This is a genomic window from Ensifer sp. Root31, from assembly GCF_001424825.1.
Lineage (GTDB): Bacteria > Pseudomonadota > Alphaproteobacteria > Rhizobiales > Rhizobiaceae > Ensifer > Ensifer canadensis.
The window spans coordinates 43,622-60,828 of the sequence record NZ_LMCO01000015.1 but is presented as its reverse complement, the minus strand read 5'-3'; the positions used below and the strand labels follow the sequence as shown (position 1 = coordinate 60,828).

The 17,207-nt window shown below is 62.2% G+C and carries 13 protein-coding genes; 9 read left to right on the top strand and 4 right to left on the bottom strand.

Annotation, left to right across the window (positions count from 1 at the left end):
• Window positions 1-235 precede the first annotated feature (235 nt).
• A complete protein-coding gene (locus tag ASD00_RS16085; protein WP_025428360.1) occupies window positions 236-448 on the bottom strand; it encodes a hypothetical protein in 213 nt (70 codons plus the stop codon).
• A 113-nt stretch (window positions 449-561) separates the two neighbouring features.
• A complete protein-coding gene (locus ASD00_RS16080) occupies window positions 562-1,740 on the bottom strand; it encodes a glycosyltransferase (protein WP_025428359.1) in 1,179 nt (392 codons plus the stop codon).
• Window positions 1,741-2,070: 330 nt separating this feature from the next.
• Here ASD00_RS16080 and ASD00_RS16075 point away from each other — a divergent pair, with 330 nt between their 5' ends.
• The 7 genes from ASD00_RS16075 (at window position 2,071) to ASD00_RS16045 (ending at window position 11,678) form a co-directional block, all read left to right on the top strand.
• Complete coding sequence (locus tag ASD00_RS16075; protein ID WP_082523595.1) at window positions 2,071-3,396, top strand: polysaccharide biosynthesis/export family protein; 1,326 nt, start codon at window positions 2,071-2,073, stop codon at window positions 3,394-3,396.
• Window positions 3,397-3,443: 47 nt separating this feature from the next.
• Entirely contained in the window at window positions 3,444-5,714 is a 2,271-nt protein-coding gene (locus ASD00_RS16070; RefSeq protein ID WP_025428357.1) for an exopolysaccharide transport family protein, read from the top strand.
• Window positions 5,693-6,631 (top strand): glycosyltransferase family 2 protein, encoded by a 939-nt coding sequence (locus ASD00_RS16065; protein ID WP_225906406.1) that lies wholly within the window; start codon window positions 5,693-5,695, stop codon window positions 6,629-6,631. The genes ASD00_RS16070 and ASD00_RS16065 overlap by 22 nt, the downstream gene beginning before the upstream one ends.
• A 4-nt stretch (window positions 6,632-6,635) precedes the next feature.
• Entirely contained in the window at window positions 6,636-7,943 is a 1,308-nt protein-coding gene (locus ASD00_RS16060) for a glycosyltransferase family 4 protein (RefSeq protein WP_063963277.1), read from the top strand.
• Between the two features lie 229 nt (window positions 7,944-8,172).
• Window positions 8,173-8,850 (top strand): sugar transferase, encoded by a 678-nt coding sequence (locus tag ASD00_RS16055; RefSeq protein ID WP_057207542.1) that lies wholly within the window; start codon window positions 8,173-8,175, stop codon window positions 8,848-8,850.
• A 439-nt stretch (window positions 8,851-9,289) separates the two neighbouring features.
• Window positions 9,290-10,810, top strand: a complete 1,521-nt coding sequence (locus tag ASD00_RS16050; protein WP_057207541.1) for an oligosaccharide flippase family protein — start codon at window positions 9,290-9,292, stop codon at window positions 10,808-10,810.
• Window positions 10,811-10,856: 46 nt separating this feature from the next.
• The gene (locus ASD00_RS16045; RefSeq protein ID WP_244496064.1) at window positions 10,857-11,678 is read left to right on the top strand and encodes a methyltransferase, TIGR04325 family; all 822 of its coding nucleotides are present in this window, start codon (window positions 10,857-10,859) and stop codon (window positions 11,676-11,678) included.
• A 32-nt stretch (window positions 11,679-11,710) separates the two neighbouring features.
• Here the strand turns inward: ASD00_RS16045 and ASD00_RS16040 are convergent, their stop codons facing one another.
• Window positions 11,711-13,435 carry a GMC family oxidoreductase gene (locus ASD00_RS16040; protein ID WP_057207540.1) on the bottom strand — a complete coding sequence of 575 codons (1,725 nt, stop codon included), beginning with the start codon at window positions 13,433-13,435 and terminating at the stop codon, window positions 11,711-11,713.
• A gap of 273 nt (window positions 13,436-13,708) precedes the next feature.
• On the opposite strand from ASD00_RS16040, the gene ASD00_RS16035 reads away from it, so the two are divergent.
• Together ASD00_RS16035 and ASD00_RS16030 are read left to right on the top strand one after the other, a co-directional pair.
• Entirely contained in the window at window positions 13,709-14,890 is a 1,182-nt protein-coding gene (locus ASD00_RS16035; protein WP_025428350.1) for an aminotransferase class I/II-fold pyridoxal phosphate-dependent enzyme, read from the top strand.
• Window positions 14,880-15,680, top strand: coding sequence for a 4'-phosphopantetheinyl transferase superfamily protein (locus ASD00_RS16030; RefSeq protein ID WP_025428349.1), 801 nt, complete (start codon window positions 14,880-14,882; stop codon window positions 15,678-15,680). The genes ASD00_RS16035 and ASD00_RS16030 overlap by 11 nt, the downstream gene beginning before the upstream one ends.
• Here the strand turns inward: ASD00_RS16030 and ASD00_RS16025 are convergent.
• Window positions 15,601-17,187 carry a hypothetical protein gene (locus tag ASD00_RS16025; protein WP_057207539.1) on the bottom strand — a complete coding sequence of 529 codons (1,587 nt, stop codon included), beginning with the start codon at window positions 17,185-17,187 and terminating at the stop codon, window positions 15,601-15,603. The two genes, ASD00_RS16030 and ASD00_RS16025, sit on opposite strands and share 80 nt — an antisense overlap.
• Window positions 17,188-17,207 lie beyond the last annotated feature (20 nt).

Below are 17,207 nucleotides of genomic sequence, written 5' to 3'. Positions count from 1 at the left end.
CGCCGATCGGACATTTCGAAGGCACCGCTCCGGGCGCGAGCACCCGGATGCAAGTTTGCGGCGGACTGTTGCTGATGGAGAACACCAATCGCCTGCGGACACCTGCCGAAGGGCAGTTGCGCCAATATGGACATAGGATGGCGAGAGCGTCGGACCAGTGTGGCTCAAAAGCCGCATCGTGAGACAGACCGCAGAAGGTGCCGCCACCGGGAGCGTCGCTTCAACCGCCCATCGGTCAACTTGCCTTGCGGTCGAGCCCCGCCAGCCACCCAACCGTCATCAGAACGAGGATTGCCGCAAGGGCAAGCAGACCGACGGCATACATTACGAGGAATTCGAGGAGGCGCGGCACGAATAGCAGCGCCTGTCTCGGCAGCGATTGAGCACCACGCCAAGCGGGCAGCTCATCCCGATTGAAAGCCTCCAGCCGACGAACAAGAAAACGCATGTCCACCTCTTCCGGCCGACGGCAAGCCAAGGTGGCGCGCCGGCAATTCCCGTTTGAACATCGCTGGCCAGTCGTTGCTGCGACTGGCGGTCGATACGCAGCCTCGCCCGCCCTCAATGCAGCGGCGTCGCGCTTTCCGCATCGCGCAATTGAAAACCGCCGATCGCCAGTTTTCCGTCGCCGAACGGCAGCGCGCGGCGCTGACGAAGCTCGTCATCGATCACCGCCTGCATGCCGGACTTGAATTTCCTGACGCTGAACTGGGCAGTGTGTGTCCTGATGACGTCGGGCCGGAAGGTATCTTCGCGCGCCTCGAAAGCGTAGATCGCCTTGATCAGCGCGTCGACACTCTGCTGCTCGAAAAGCATGCCCGTCAGATTGGGCACGACGGTTTCAAGCGCCCCCCCGGCGCCAAAGGCGATGACCGGACGGCCGCTCGCCATGGCCTCGACAGGCACGATGCCGAAGTCTTCCTCTCCGGGAAAGACAAGAGCGCGGCAGCGCGAGAGCTTTTCCTTCAGCACTGCAAAGGGCGCGCGCCCGAGGAAGGTGACGGTAGGACCGGCCATGCGCTTCAGCCTGGCGATATCCTGCTCCTTGCCGTCGCCGATCACGACCAAGTTCTTGCCCATCTTCGTGAACGCCTCGACCGCGAGGTCAATTCGCTTGTAGGGAACGATCTGCCCTGCACAAAGATAGAAATCCTCGATCTGCGTCGAGGGTGCGAAGTCCTCTGTGCTCACAGGCGGATAGACGACCGTGGCCGGACGTCGGTAGTATTTGGCGATGCGTGCCGCGACATGATGGGAATTGGCAACAAACCGATCCACCCGCATGCTGGTATTGACGTCCCAGCTGCGCAACATCGGCGCCAACACCGGCATCATCATCCGTGACAACAGGCCCGCGCTCGACCGATAGGCATGGTAGTGATCCCAGAGATAGCGCATGGGAGAATGGCAGTAGCAGATGTGTGCTGCATGTGGCGGCGGGATGATCCCCTTCGCTGGCCCTGACTCACTCGAAATGATCAGGTCGTAGCCGCTGAGATCGAGGCTCTCGAGCGCAAAAGGCATCAGTGGCAGCAGCGACTGATAGTGCCCGATCGCTCCCGGAATGCGCTGTAGGAATGACGAGGTGACCTTGTGCTTCTTGATCGTGTCGGACACGCGGCCCGGATCATAAACCAGGGTGAAGATGTCGGCCTCGGGATAGAGGTCGCAAAGCGATTCAATCACCTTCTCCCCGCCGCGCATCGATACCAGCCAATAATGAACGATTGCGACGCGCATAGTGCTCCCCTCTGAAACGATCCTGCCGCAGCATGGGACACACAAGGTGCGCGTGCACAGAGCCAAGATCGGTCCGGGGGTGCATCCGAAGGAACGATCGTCCTACCCGAAAGGTTTAGCTGCCGGTGGCGGCCGACCCGGGCTTAGCCATAGGCCGAGGCAATCCTATCCGATGGTGCCGCCGGTTTAGGGATATTCCCCTAAAGGGATTACCCGCGATTAGACCGCAGGGAATTTACCTCGAACGTTTTGGGCCGACAATCAATCCGACGCGCCACACCAAGCCGAGCTGTCCGGTACCGTGGCGCGCTGGAACATCAGCGAGGCCCCATGCCCCATGCCGATCACCGTATTCTACATCGCCTGTCGTCGCTTGGCCGTGTCTCGACCCTATACCTGACGATCGGCCTGAGCACTCTTGCTCCCATCCATCAGGCCCATGCCGAGCCGGTGTTCCGTTTGCAGCCCCAGACAAGGGTCAAGGTCGCGATCGTCGAATGGGTCGCGGCGACCGGGGAATACAAGGAATGGACCGCGCTCAACGGAGAATACGTCGTTTCCCCCGCCGGCACGATCTCGGTTCCGCTGGTCGGCGAAGTGAAGGCCAAGGATCGGACACCTGCAGAACTGGCGGCCACGATCGCCGACCTCCTGAAGGAGCGCACCGGCCTTAGCAAGGCGCCGGAGACATCCGTCGAAGTTGTCCGCTACCCGATGATCTATGTCACGGGTCTGGTCGACCGGCCGAGCGAGCTGGAATTCCGCCCGGGCATGACTGTGATGCAGGCGGTGGCCATGGCGGGCGGGCGCGAACGCCGTACGAACCCTGCCGGCGGCTACTCCGACATGGAGCAGATCCGCTACACCGGCGAGTTGAACCGGATGGAACTCGAGATGATGCAACTCGCCGCCCGTCGGGCGCGGCTGAGGGCCGAGTTCACCGACAGCGCCAAGATCGAGTTTCCCCAGGCTCTCAAGGCCGCCGATGGCGCCGCCATCCAGCAGATCGTACGAGACGAGAGCACGCTCTTCGATGCCCGGATCGAAGCCATGCGCCGCCAGCTCGATTCCCTTGCCGAGCTCGGCACGCTGCTCAAGAACGAAATCGATGTGCTCGATGAAAAGACGGCCGTCCAGCAGCGTCAGATCGAGATCGCCCAGGACGAGCTCAAAGGCATATCGAAGCTGGTGAACGACCAGACGGTGACGAAGTCGCGGCAGACGTCGCTCGAGCGGATCGTCGCAGAGCTGCAAAGCGACAAGCTCGACCTCCAGGTGGCCGCCATGCGCGCCAAGCAGAAACTCAGCGAAACCGAACGCGATGCCGTGACCTTGCAGGGTCAACGCCGAACCGAAGCCGGCCGCGACCTGCAGACGACGGAAGCCGCGATCGAAGATCTGAAGCTCAAGCGCAGCACGACGCTGCAACTGCTGCAGATCAACGGCGCTTCGCTTTCCCGTTTCGCCGACAGGAAGGCAATGGACCTGGAGCCGCTGGAGTACTGGATAACACACGGCGGCGGCACCGACCCGGCCGTGAGGGTTACGGAAGCAACATTGCTGGTTCCGGGCGACGTGCTCGACGTGCGCTCGGCGCTGACGGCAGCGCTGGATAACAAGCTTCTGACATCGGTGGGCATCGAGCAGTCCCAATAGCAACGACAGATCGACTGTGGCGCAGCGTATTTTCATGGGGAACACCAATGGTCGTGCATGACATCTCAAAAATCGTGCTGGATGAGAACTTCGAGGCCAAGCGTTCGGCCGGGCAGGAGAGCATATCCTTCCGCGATGTTTCCGACTTCCTGCGGCGGCACCTCATTCGCATCGGGATCTGTGGTGTGATCGGGCTGGCGCTCGGCGCCTTCTACATACTCAACACGGCACCGACCTTTACCGCGACCGTCCGCCTGGTGATCGATCCCGAGCAGGGTCGCATCGCCTCACAGGATGCCTCGACCGGAACGATCATCATCGAAGCAGCCGAAATCGCCAGCGAAGTCGAAATCGTCAAATCCGAGGCGATTGCCCGCGCCGTGATCGAACAACTCGACTTGACCACTGATCCGGAAATTGTCGGCGGCGGCGTCTCGATCCGCGGTATGATCGGCTCGCTGTTCTCGTCGGGGGCCAAGAATTCCGACGATGATAAGGTCGATGACGAGTATCTGATGCGGCGCACGATGGCCGCCTTTCTCTCGCGCGTAACCGTGCGGCGCGTCGGCCAATCCTACGTGCTTGAGATCGGCTACTCTTCCACGGACCCGCGAAAGGCGGCCAAGACCGCCAACGCCATTGCTGGAGCCTATATCCGCACGGGCATGAACGAGAGATCGGACGCCGCGAGAAGCGGCGCCAAGTGGCTGGAAAGTCGCCTGATCGAAGTCGGTGCGCAGGCGCGCGCAGCCGCCATGACGGTGGAAGAGTTTCGCGCCAAGAACGACATCACAACGGTCGGCACCGCATCGACGCTCGATCAGCAACAGCTTTCCGAACTCAGCAGCCAGATGCTGGCAGCGCGCGCCGCGACCGCAGCGGAATCGGCCAAGCTGATGACGCTGCAACAGCTCATGTCGAAAGATACGCTGGTCGCGACCGTCAACGACAGTCTCGACAACCCGCAGATCCAGAAGCTCAACGAAGAAATGCGCCTGGCATCCGCCAAGCTCGACAATCTCAAGACCCGATACGACAGCGGAAATCCCGCTATTGTCGCCGCCGAGGCAGATATTGCGCGGCTGGATGCCTCTCTTCGCAACGAATTCCTGCGCATCGAACAGTTCTACAAGTCGAATGTGGACATCGCCAAGACCCGGGAAAAGCTGCTGGAAAGCGAGCTTGCCAGCCTTACCGCGGCGGGTGCCGGCAAAAACGTCGCCCGCGTCGAACTCTCCGAGATGGAAAGCCGCGCGACCACCTACCGCAGCATGTACGAGGGCATTCTACAGCAGCTCATCGGCGCTTTGCAAAAGCAATCCTTCCCCCTCGGCAAGGCACGCATCGTCACGGCGGCAACGGCGCCGCTGGGCAAGACCTGGCCGAAACCTTCGACGATCATGCCGTTTTCGCTGATGTTCGGATTGGCAACCGGGTTGATGCTGTCGGTGCTGCGTGACGGCCTCGACCGGCGCGTCAGCTCCAGCGAGCGCCTTCGCGCCGAACTCGGGATAACGTCGCTCGGCCACGTGCCGATGTTCAGAAGCAGCCCACGTCCCCATCAGCCCCCGATTGCCTCCACCATGCTGCCGCTTAGATCGGTCCTGGACATGCCCTATTCGCGCTTCTCCGAGGCACTGCGCGGCGTCAAGAACTCGGTCGATTCCGCCTTTCCTGCCAATGCGACGGCGGTGATCGGCGTGACCTCGGTCGGACCCGGCGAGGGCAAGACCACGATCGCCGCCAACCTCGCCCAGCTCTACATGAACGAAGGGACCTCGGTCCTGCTCGTCGATGCGGATTTCGTCGGCTCGCGGCTCAGCCGCGTCACCACCGAGGACGGTGCGGGCTTCGGCATGGAGAGCCTGCGGATCCTGGGCATCGCCGGCCAATACTCCAGGCGCAGATCGGAGGCGCCGCAGCACGTCGAGGAATTCGACGGCAAGGCCGTTCGCTGCGTGCCGGTTCTGACCGTCGACCAGACACGCAAGGCAGCCGTCGCGCATCAGCGCTACGGCCACCTGCCGGCGCTGAAATCCGAGCTCGAGCTTTTGAGACAGCGCTACAAGGTGATCATCGTCGACATGTCCGGCTTCGAGGATTCGGCCGATACGCGCGTGATCTGTACCTATCTCGACGGCATCGTCGTGGTTCTCGGACAATCCGACAAGATGACCGTCGAACGGTTGGGCGAGGCCTTGGCAACATTCGGCAAATCACGCGTCGCGTTGCTCGGCGTCATTTCAAACAGAAGCGACGGCCCTCGCCGTACCAACATCCGCTGGGACCGAAAACAATGGCGCAAGTTCAGAAAATGATGCAGGCGACAAAGGATTACGCCGAAGATCGTCCGGTCACGGTTGCCATCGGCATACCGAGCTGCGGGCGCAGGGACATTCTCTCCGCCGTCCTGCCCCTGATCGCCCGGCAGACCCGCCAACCGGACGAGATTTACGTTTGCCTCACCTCGCCCGAGGATATGGACCCTTGCTGCACCGAAGGGCTTGCGGTCCGCGTCATCGTCATCATCTCCGAGCGCGGCAGCTGTCGACAGCGAAATCGCATCCTCGCCGCCGCCAAGTCGGATGTTATCCTCTTTCTGGACGACGATTTCCTGATGGCGCCATCCTACGTCGAGGAAGTCGAGCGCCTGTTTTCCGAGAACGACGACATTGTCGTCGCCACCGGCACGCTGGTTGCCGATGGCATCATCGGGCCGGGCATTTCGGTCGACGGTGGCTTGGAGTTGATCGAGGCGGACGAACGTCTGCCAAAGTCGACGCAAGCCTTCAGGCCGATCTACAACGCCTATGGCTGCAACATGGCGGTTCGAACCGGCCCTGTTCGCGAAGCTGACCTCGCCTTCGACGAGAACCTGCCGCTTTACGGTTGGCTTGAGGACGTCGACTTCAGCCGGATGGCCGCCGACCTTGGCCGCGTGGTGCAATCCGGCAATCTCGTCGGCGTTCACCTCGGAACCAAAAAGGCGCGCACGCCAGGCATCAAGTTCGGCTATTCGCAGATCGCCAATCCGATCTACCTGATTCGCAAGGACACGATGAGCATTCGGCATGCCGGCGTGCAGATCCTGCGCAATCTGGTGGCGAATTTGGTCAAGGTCTGGAACCCGGAGCCCTGGGTCGATCGAAAAGGTCGCCTGCGCGGCAATGCCCGCGCATTCCTGGACCTGCTGACCGGCCGGCTGGCGCCGCGAAACGTCGAAAGGCTCGAATAAGACCATGACGGCCCTCTCACCCGACCGCGTCGTCGTCATCAACGATCGTTCCATCAGGGTTGGCGGCGCCACGAACCTCGCCATACTCTCGGCCGAGTTGCTGCAACGGCGCGACATACCGGTGACCTTCTTTGCCGGGGACAGCGCGCCCGTCGACCGACCGGCCGCCGATACGATCAATCTGGACGCAGTTCCCTTGCTGGAGCGACAAAGGAGCGATGCACTGCGGCTCGGTCTTTACGATCCGATCGTCTACGAGGCCCTCAACGGGTTGATTGCCAGCCGCGACACCCCGTCGACGATCTACCACGTTCATGGCTGGTCGAAGATCCTGTCGCCGGCGATCTTTCGTGCGCTCGCGCCGGTACGCGACCGTGTGGTCCTTCACGCTCACGATTATTTCCTCGCCTGCCCCAATGGCGGTTTCGTCAACTTCCGGACCAATCGTGTCTGTGAGCTGAAGCCGATGTCCGGCCGCTGCCTGACGACGCAGTGCGACAAGCGCGGCCTGCATGAGAAGGCCTGGCGCTCGGCGCGACATATGCTGCGCGAGCACTTCTTCCCGACCAAACGAGTGGCCGCAAACATCATCGTCGTGCATGAGAGGATGCGAGCCTATTTCGACCGTGCCGGCATGAACGGCACGCAAGTGGAAACGGTCCGCAATCCCGTCCTTCCCTTCGTCGGTCCCGGGCTTCAGCCATGGACCAACCGCAACTTCGTATTCGTCGGTCGGCTCGAACCCGAAAAGGGTTTCGAGGACGCCGCCAGGGCGGCGAGCCTTGCCAAGGTGCCGCTGCATTTCATCGGTGATGGTGCCGGTCGCGCACTCATCGAGAAAACCTATCCAGAGGCGACCGTTCACGGTTGGAAAACCAGGGACGAAATGCGCGATATCATCCGCAGCGCTCGTGCTGTCGTCGTTTCGTCGCGTGTGCCGGAACCGTTCGGGCTGGCGGCCCTCGAAGCCATCGCCAGCGGCATACCGGTCATCCTGACCGATGCGGCGTTGCTCGCCGACGAGATCGCAGCCCTCGGCTGCGGCGTCAAATTCCGCATCGCCGACATCGAGGATCTTGCCGCTGCGATGCGCTCCCTTGCAACCGACGACGCACTGATCCGGCAAATGAGCGAGAACTGTTTCAGGCAGGCAGCCACGCTCGCCCATACGCCCGAAACCTGGGCGGACGCATTGGTCGATCTCTACGGTCGCGTGCTGCATCGTGCCTACCGGACCACGATCGATCTCCGGCAGCATCGACTGACAAAGACAGTGACGCTCGATGATTTGCGCAGTGGAGATGCCTTATGAAACGGTTTCGGTCAGTGGGCGGAGTACTCTTGCGGCAAAGGCTGCGACCGCTTGGCGAAGCCCCGAGCCGTTCTGCCACCTCCCGATTAGGAGGTTTACGCAACGTTTCTGTATTCCTGCCCGGCGTGTACCTCCATTGGACTAGGTCCTGCCCATCAGGGTCGATTGTAAATTAAGGCGCCCGCTGGCAGCCTGTTAAGGGCGAACGGTGTTTGGAGGGGTGAGAGATATGCTGTCCGTTTCTGATGGCGTTGCACGACAGAGGCATACCGCGCGCGGGACCATCGCAACACGGCGCGCTAGCAGATCCAAGCGTCTGATCGACGTGACCGTCTCCATCCTGGCGCTGATCTTCCTTGCGCCGGCCCTGGCGCTGATTGCAATTGCGCTCATGATCGTCGACGGACGCCCCATCCTTTTCCGGCAGGCCCGTGTCGGCGCGCAGGGAGAGATGTTCGAATGTCTCAAGTTCAGATCCATGCGCCTCGATGCCGCGGAACGGCTTGCGGAACTGCTGGCCTCCGACCCCGAGCGAAACAGGGAGTGGATGGAGAAGCGCAAACTCGTCGGCGACCCGCGTGTCCATTGGCTCGGCAAGGTCTTGCGGATGACCTGCCTCGACGAACTGCCGCAGTTCTATAACGTGCTGCGTGGGGATATGAGCCTTGTCGGCCCTCGCCCGATTTCACCTGAGGAAACCGAGAAATACGGGCAGAACCTGCATTACTACACGGGACTGAAGCCCGGTATCACCGGCATGTGGCAGGTGAAAAGACGGCCGGATACAACCTACGACGAGCGGGTCCAATTCGACATCGAGTACTATCAGTCCCGATCGATCTACCTCGACATCGTGATTATCGTAAAGACGGTAGGTGTCGTCCTCTTTGCAACAAACGAGACCTGAGGGGCGTTCACCAGATGAAAAAGAACACGGCGGCCCAAAAGACAAGGCACAGCACGACCACGGACCAGCGAATGGCCAGCTTCGTGTTCCATGCAGGCCGATTGGTCATGGCGCCCTCTTTGTCCAACGACATCCGTCTCAACATCTGCTGCGAGCTCCCCTCTCCCGCTTGCGTCGCCGCTCTCTCCCTAGCCGCAATAGGCCACGGAATTCAGGCGAACTGCGGGCGCCACCGTTCACGCCATCGCCCACTCTGTCGTTCAAAACGGGCTATACCCGAATCAGAGCGACACCGCACACCATACCTTAGGAGTTGCGAATTTTCAGCAAAACGGGGAAATTTCGCAAAAGTCGATACGCAACGCGCGCCACAAGCGGTTGAGCCCGACCCGTTACCACCCTTCCGCCAGCGCCATTTCTTCCCAGTCGTGGTGCAATGATGCCCCGCTGGATCGAGACGGCAATCCTCCCACTACGACGCCTGTTGCCAGGCTCCCCGCGCGCCTTGCGCCTGCCCGACCTGATCGGCGACGGCTTTGCCGCCCTTTGCGCCAAAGTCATCTCGCAGGCTGCCCAGCTGTCGATTTTCATCGTTGCGGCACATGTTCTGGCGGCGGCCGAGTTCGGCTTCTTTGCGTTCGCATCCTCCTTCGCCATCTTCGTTCTCGTCGTCGCCGAGGGTGGATGGGGCGAGTTCATCATGAAAGGCGGCGCCGATAAGACGGATATCGATCAGCTTGCGACCCTGTCGATGCTGTCCGGGCTTATCGCCACGATCCTGGGCCTGTGTACCGCTGCAACCATGTTCATGCTGGGTCACGGCTGGAATGCACTGCTGGTCGCCCTTTTCAGCTCCTGGTATCTGCCGGCATCGCTGTCGACAGTTTACGACGGCATTCTCATCTCTCAAGGTCGATTGCGCGGCCAATCCATCATCAGGATCGCTGCCGAGATCATCGGGCTACTCGTGGCGATCGGCGGGCTTTCCTTGCAGTGGAACATCGTTGCGCTCATCTGCGGACGGTTGGCGCAACAACTGACGATCCTGGCCGCGTCGATGATCCTGGTGCGATGGCTGCCGCGTCTGCGCCTGCGTCGCTCATACGCCGTGCAGGTGTTGGAATTCTCACGCCATATCGTCGCCAACCGGCTCGTGGTGTTCTTTCGCTCCTACGCCGGCACGCTGGTGGTGGGCAGCTTCCTCGGCCTGGCCGAAGCGGGCTACTACCGCGCGGCGGAAAGGATCGTCGCCGCCTTCTCCGAGCTCATGGGCGAGCCCGCCCGGATGCTTGCCTGGATCCTCTTCGGCCGCGTGGCGGGCAAGGACAAGGGCAATGTCGACCGGGCCGCGATCGGGGCGACAGCCACCACCTTCATGACCGTACTGATGGCCATCTCGACGCCGATCTATCTCGGTCTCGCACTGATCTCGGCAGAATTGATCGACGTCGTCTTGGGTGAGAAATGGGCGCCGGCGGCGATCCTCGTCGCAATCCTCGCCGCGAAACAGACGCTTCTGATCCCCGGCTATGTGACCGAACCGCTGCTTTCACTGAGCGGCAAAATTCATCGGATGCCGAGGGCCGTCATGTTGAATGGGGCGATCTCCGTCGGCTTGATCATTCTCCTAACCCCGTTCGGCGCGGTTGCGACGGCGCTGGGACAATGCGTTGCCGCGGTGTTCTCGTTCAACATATCCATGCGGCTTCAATCACGCGAGGGCGAACTTGCCTGGAACCGCGTCCTTCGCGACTGCGGCCTGGTGGCGATCGCCGTCTGCGCCATGGCGGCCGCCGTCTTTCTGTTCGGCCGGATAGCCGAAGCGTCGTCGCTGAAGCAGATGTCGACGATCGCGCTGCAGGTGGTTGCCGGCGCGGCGATCTATGTCGCAGCACTCGCCGTGCTGCAGCGATGGAGCGACGCCCTGCGGCCGATCTTCGCCTTCGGCCGCCACGGATGAGAAACCGACGGAACGACGCAGGCGCGACAACCAGGGGAGACGCATCGTGCTGACCAGCGATATCAGGAACACAGCTTACCCGCTTCTGCGCAGCGCGATGCGTAGCCTCAATCGCTCCCTGACACCGCTGAAGGTGGCCGGTGGACGCCTGCGATATCTCTCGCCTTTTCCGCAGCGTTTCACCGGCGCCTACGCGTCGTTTGAAGACGCCATCGCCGCCGCCCGCTCCAACGGGCTTGCCGGCTATGATCATGAGGAGATCGCCCAGGTCGCCTTCGAGAAGATGTGCAAGGTCGCCCCCTGGGACTATCCGGTGCTTTTCTGGATGCGGCAGGTCATGGACGAGATCGATGGTCTCGTCGATGCCGGCGGCCACATGGGCACCAAATACCGGGCGTTCCGCGACCTTCTCTCGCTCGACAGATCCTTCCGATGGGTGGTCTACGACCTGCCGGCAATCGTGCAGGTCGGCCGACGCAGGGCCGAACAGGACGAGCTCGACAATCTGCATTTCGTCGATCGCATCGTCGATGCCGGCCCTGTGCCGTTGTTCCTCGGCTCAGGCCTGCTGCAATATCTCGATATCCAGTTGTCTGATCTGCTAGGGCGGATGCCCGCCCTGCCCCGCCACCTCCTGCTCAACAAGGTGGCCCTGAGAAAAGGCGGCGCCGTTGTAACGCTGGAGCGCATCGGCACGGCCATCGTGCCTTACCAGATGCGGAACGAAGAGGTGTTCCGCAGCGACATCGAGAGACTCGGCTACCGCCTCGTCGACCGCTGGTCCATCCCGTCGCTCTCACATGTGATCGAAACACATCCCGAGCTGGGGCCGAGCGAAAGCGCCGGTTTCTATTTCCGCCTGCAATGACGACCAAGGGCCTGTAGGCGAAGGGATAGGCATCAAATTCCCGGTACGGCGACCGTTTCCTCCGCAACCGCACGAGACGTCACCGTCGCTGCCGGGCGTCTTTCCAGCCGCATCTTCAGATGATCGGCAAGACGCATCGCCAGGCCAAGCGTCATCAAGGTCGGATTGGCGTGGCCGGGCGTCGGAAAGATCGAGCTGCCGGCGACAAAGAGCCCGTCCACTCCATGCACCATGGAATTCGCATCGACGACACTGGTGGTCGGATCGCTCCCCATGCGCGTCGTGCAGGACGGATGCGCCATGTCGGTGAACGCCGCCTTCCCATCGTCGTCCTCGGCTATCCAGTCGACCAGACGCGGCTGTGGAAGGCCATTGCGCACGAATTCGGAGGCCAGTGACCGCGCGAGCCGCTTGACGCTCTCAACCTCTGTTGGGCCGATTTTCCAGTCGACGCGCGGTACCGGCACGCCGAACTCGTCCCGTTGATCAGACAGGGTGACGCGGCTCTCCGCGTCGAGTTTCTGCTCGACCATGACATCGAAGCGCAGCGCGTCGGACCGGTGCATCATTCCCCGCTTCTGCACCTTCCGGCGGAAGGTACCTGCTGCCAGGAAGGCAGGCGACCGCGCGACAACAGCAAGATCACTCGCAAGTCGCGTGCGGTCGCCCCGCATCAGTCGCTTCAGCGCCGCCCAGGGATCACGAGCCGAATGAATCTGCACGGGATAGGCCGCACAGTTGACGAGCTCTTCGCGTCTCTGCACAGCGGGACTGAGGCGCAGACCGTGGAGATAGAACCGGGTCGCCCCCTTATCGGACAGGCCGTAGAAATTGAAGTGCCGGGCCACGGCGTTGATATCCCGCCGTTCGAACTGCAGAAGCGTCGAGCGGGGGTGGTCGGCGAGGTAGCGCCCGACGACACCTCTGCCATTGCCGACACCGCTCGACATCACCGATGTCGAAGCCAAAAGCAGGCGGGCGTTCTCGATGCCGCCGGCACACAGAACGACGGTCTCGGGCCGTACACTTGCGGAAGCTCCGTCAAGGCTCCGCAGATCGAGCGATGCGACGCGACGGCCACTCTCGTCAAGATGGATCGCCGTGACCGTGGCATGCGTCAGGATCTCGATGTTCGCCGCCACCAGCTCGGCAGCCACATTGGCAAATCGCATGGGCTCGCCGTGCCGATCACGCTCATGGCTGAACTGCCAGAAGAACGGGCGAAGGAGATCGCGGTCGAAACCGAGTTCGTCCGGCGGCGAGTGCAGCCGGCCAAAGAGCCTCTCGTCATAGAGATTGGGTCCGAGATTGAGCAGGCGCGCCGCGCGATCAAGCCCCGGCGCCAGGCTTTCGCGCGTCATCGGCCAACCGGAGACCGGCAGCCAGGGCCGGCGCTCCAGGTCGATTTCGTCGAAGCTCGCGCATTTGCCGATCCAGGTATGCGTGCTGCCGCCGAGCACCCGGTTGCGCAGCTCGAAAGGGGGGATGTCATTCAGCCATTCGAGGCTGCCGTTATAGCCGCGGCCGGGACTTTCGACGCCGTCTCGGACGACGGGTTCGCCGACATTGACGACGGCATTCAACGTCTGCTGGGCGGCCTCGAAGTCGGCGCCACCGCTTTCGATGATCAGTACCCGGCAGCGGCTGTTGGCGAATTCCCGGGCGATCGTCAGCCCGACGGGACCACCGCCGATGATTGCCACATCCGGACGAAACTCGGTGCCTGAGGGCGCTGATCGGAGATCGCGGATCGGCATGAAAAGAACTCCCACGTGCTACATACAGGTCGTAGCACCAGCGCTATCGCGCCGAAATCTCCCAATATGCATAGGGGAGTAGGGTAACTACTGATTTCGGCTAGTTGGAGCCTGCACACTTTGCTCAGGCTCTGGCCGGAAGTCCATTTTGAAACGATATCGCGACACGACTAGGCTTGATCATTGGGGCCGGTACCCCGCAGGCGATTTGTCTTCATCCCTGGACGCCGATGGTCGGCGCACACGGAGCCGGCGAGGATCGGAGGGTGCGGTATGGCGCGTGTGGGTATCAGGGAATGGCTGGCTCTCGCTCCGGTCTTTGCGTCAGGGGAGCTTGCCCGCTTCGGCGGCGACGGCAACGGGCCGCTCACGCGCTTCGAGGCGGATTTCTCGGCCAAGTTCGGCACAGGCCATGTGCTGACCGTCAGCAGCGGCACGGGCGCGTTGATCGCCGCTCTGGCTGCTGCCGGCATCGGCCCGGGCGACGAGGTGCTGGTGCCCGCCTATACCTGGATTGCCACGGCCGGCGCCGCACTGGCCGTCGGCGCCGTCCCCATTATCGTCGAGATCGACGAGACATTGACAATGGACCCGGCAGATATCCTGCGAAAGATCACGCCCCACACGCGCGCCATCGTCCCCGTGCACATGGCCAACATGGTGTGCGACATGGACAGCATCATGCAGATTGCCCGCCAGCACGGGCTCGTTGTCATCGAGGATGCCTGCCAGGCGGTCGGGCTGACCTACAAGGGTGTGCGGGTGGGCACGATCGGTGATGCCGGGGCCTTCAGCTTCAACCAGTTCAAGAACATGAACATCGGCGAAGGCGGGGCCGTCGTCACCGACGACGACCGGCTCTTCGCCAGGGCGCGCATGTATCACGATATCGGCGCGCTGTTTCGCGGCCACCTCGACAATGCCAACGAGCCGCCCATGCTCGGCATCAATCTCAAGGCCAGCCAGATCCAGGGTGCCATGCTGAACGTCCAGTTGAAGAAGCTGGATCCGATGATCCGCCGCATGCGCCGCCGCTACGATGCGATTGCCGAGATCCTGTCGGCCAGCAATGCGATGCGCATCGGCCCGCACAACGACCGGGACCATGCTGCCGGCCTGCACGTGATCTTCGATACCGCCGAGGAGGCGCGGGCCTTTGCTGCCGAAAACAAGCGCGGCGTGTATCGGCCCTACGATTCCAGCCGGCACGTCTACAGCAACTGGTTGCCGGTGCTGGACCAACGCACGGCAAATCCGAAGATGAACCCCTATGCCTGGGCGTCCCGCAAGATCGAGTACTCGCCGGATATGTGCCCGCGGTCGCTCGATATCCTGAAGAGGACCTGCCGTATCGGGCTCGGCGAGAACTATCCCTTGCCGCTCATGACCTATTTCGCCCGACGCATGGTGCGCCAGCGACCCGCTTCGAAGGGGAGCCTCGTCTATGCGACCTAGCTTGGATCGGATCGGTCCCAACTTCATCGACATCTGGCGCTGGAGCCTTGATCCGGCCCCGTGTGAAATTGACCGCTTGTTCCCAATGCTGAGCGGTGAGGAGAAGGCGCGAGCCTCCCGTTTCGTCTATCCGGAACATCGCCAACACTTCATAGCCGGCCGTGCCGGCTTGCGCCTCGTGCTCGGCCACTACCTCCACCTGCCGCCGCACCGCATCGGGCTGACCTACAACGTCTTCGGCAAGCCGCGCATCGCCGGCGCATCGGAGTTGCTGCATTTCAATCTCAGCCACAGCGCCGATGTGGCGATGCTGGCGGTCTCCGACCATTACCCCGTTGGCATCGACGTCGAAGCAATCAAGCCGCTGAAAGAGGATATTGCCGGACATTTCTTTTCGAAGCGCGAGTGCGCGGCTCTCGCGGCCTTTGCCGGCGACGACTATCTTAACGCGTTCTATCGCTGCTGGACGCGCAAGGAGGCTTTCGTGAAGGCTCATGGCGCCGGGCTATCGCTGCCGCTGGACTCATTCGACGTCACCGTCGACGCAGCCTCCCGTCCAAGGCTCGAATCCCTTGATGGTGACAGAGATGCGCCGCTGAACTGGAGCCTCTTCGACCTCGCGAGCCCGCCTGGTTTCGCTGGCACCCTGGCAGCGCTCACCCTCGGCAATGCCGTCCATCTTCGCTATAGCGATCACGATGTCCTGGCGCTCAAAGCGTCAGTCGCGCATCCAGCACATACCGATCCCCGGCAGCGTCAAAATGGTGGCAGCCGAGCAATCCCGGTTTGAAATCGGGCTTGATCGTTCTGATGCACCGCTCCCGGTAGTTCTCCAGGTCCAATTGCTCGATTTCCATGATATTCAGCCCGTAGCCGTAGATGCCGTGCGCATTGTGCTGCGATGGGCGGAAGACACGGCCCTCGCGCGCAAAGATCCGGCCGGCATTGCGGGCAAACGTGCTGCCGAGCACCACCGGATTGCGTTTGTGCGGCGTGATGCGCGCAAGCCCCGGCCCATCGACTTCAAAGATATGAAGCTCGCTGCAGTGATCCTCATAGGCGTGAAACTCGGAGAGGTTCGTAAACAGCCACCACCGCCCGTCATGGCGCGTCAGCACGCTGTCTGCGGCAGACATGCCATTGAGCGCGGTCGCATGCAGCTCCCACTTCAGCGGAAACTCGACGCAGCGCCAAATCTCGATGCGCCTGGACTGATGCGTCTCGGGCATCATGAAGATGTCGTCGCCGTCGCGGAAGACGAACGGGTAGGACAGGTGGTAGTCGCAGTTCAGCGCGACACCCACCGGCTCAAGTCGATCGCCGTCAAAGCGGCCGACTGCGATATGCGCCTTGCGGTCGCCATCGGCATAGGCCTCGTAGAACAGGTAGCACTCGCCTTCATGCTGAAGCAGAAACGGATCCGCCTTGATGTCCGTTGACGTCGGCGGGATTTCGACGGAAACGCCGGGCTCGAAATCGTCGATGCGGCCGCTGCCGGTAAAGAGCGTCCAGACGGCCGACCCCGTGCCGGCCTTGTGCTGCAAAGCCTTCTTCGCGCGCGCGACGAGCTGGCCGCTGAGGATGCCGAGATACCGGCCCAACTCGTCAATCGACGGCGGCGCGGCTTGCCGGCGCGCCGGCAGAGGCGTGGTGATAAGCTCCCCGGTATCGGCCAGTCGCGAGAGTTCGCGCAGCAGCAGGGTGGCGGCGCGCTCCTTGACGAAGTTGATGTTCCTGACCGCGCTGAACTTGATGTTGAAGGAGGACAAGGCGATGGCAACGGACGAGGCTGAAGCCCCGAGCCGAACGTAGAGCGAAAGGTCCACGGCCGGCGCACCGCTGGCCACTTCGAGATAGCTGAACCATTCGCCCGCTCCCGACTTCTGGTCGGAAAAGGAGAGCGCCCATTCGCCATAGGGCAGCTCGCGCACGGCGTCGTCGGGCAGACCGTTCGGCGTCATGCGGACCACCAGATCGAGACCGAGCTCTGCCACCTGCGCCTGGACGGCCCCAGGCTGCGCCGATGCCAAAGGCACGATACGCTGCTTGCGCGCATCGAAGTTGCAGGGGTTATATACCGCCTGGCGGCCGAACGCCGCCTGCTCGAGCCGATGGGCGAGCTTGAAGAAGATGGAGCTCCTGCCGACCCCATAGGGTGCCGGATGAACGAGCAAGGCGGTCAGCGCGTATCGCGGATCGGCCACGATCCGATCGAAGACCATCAGTTGCCAATTCTCGAAGTGCTCGTTCTGTTCGACCAGGACGGCGATGCGCAATGGTAGGCTTGTGACACGCATGGATGTTGCCTTCGCACGTC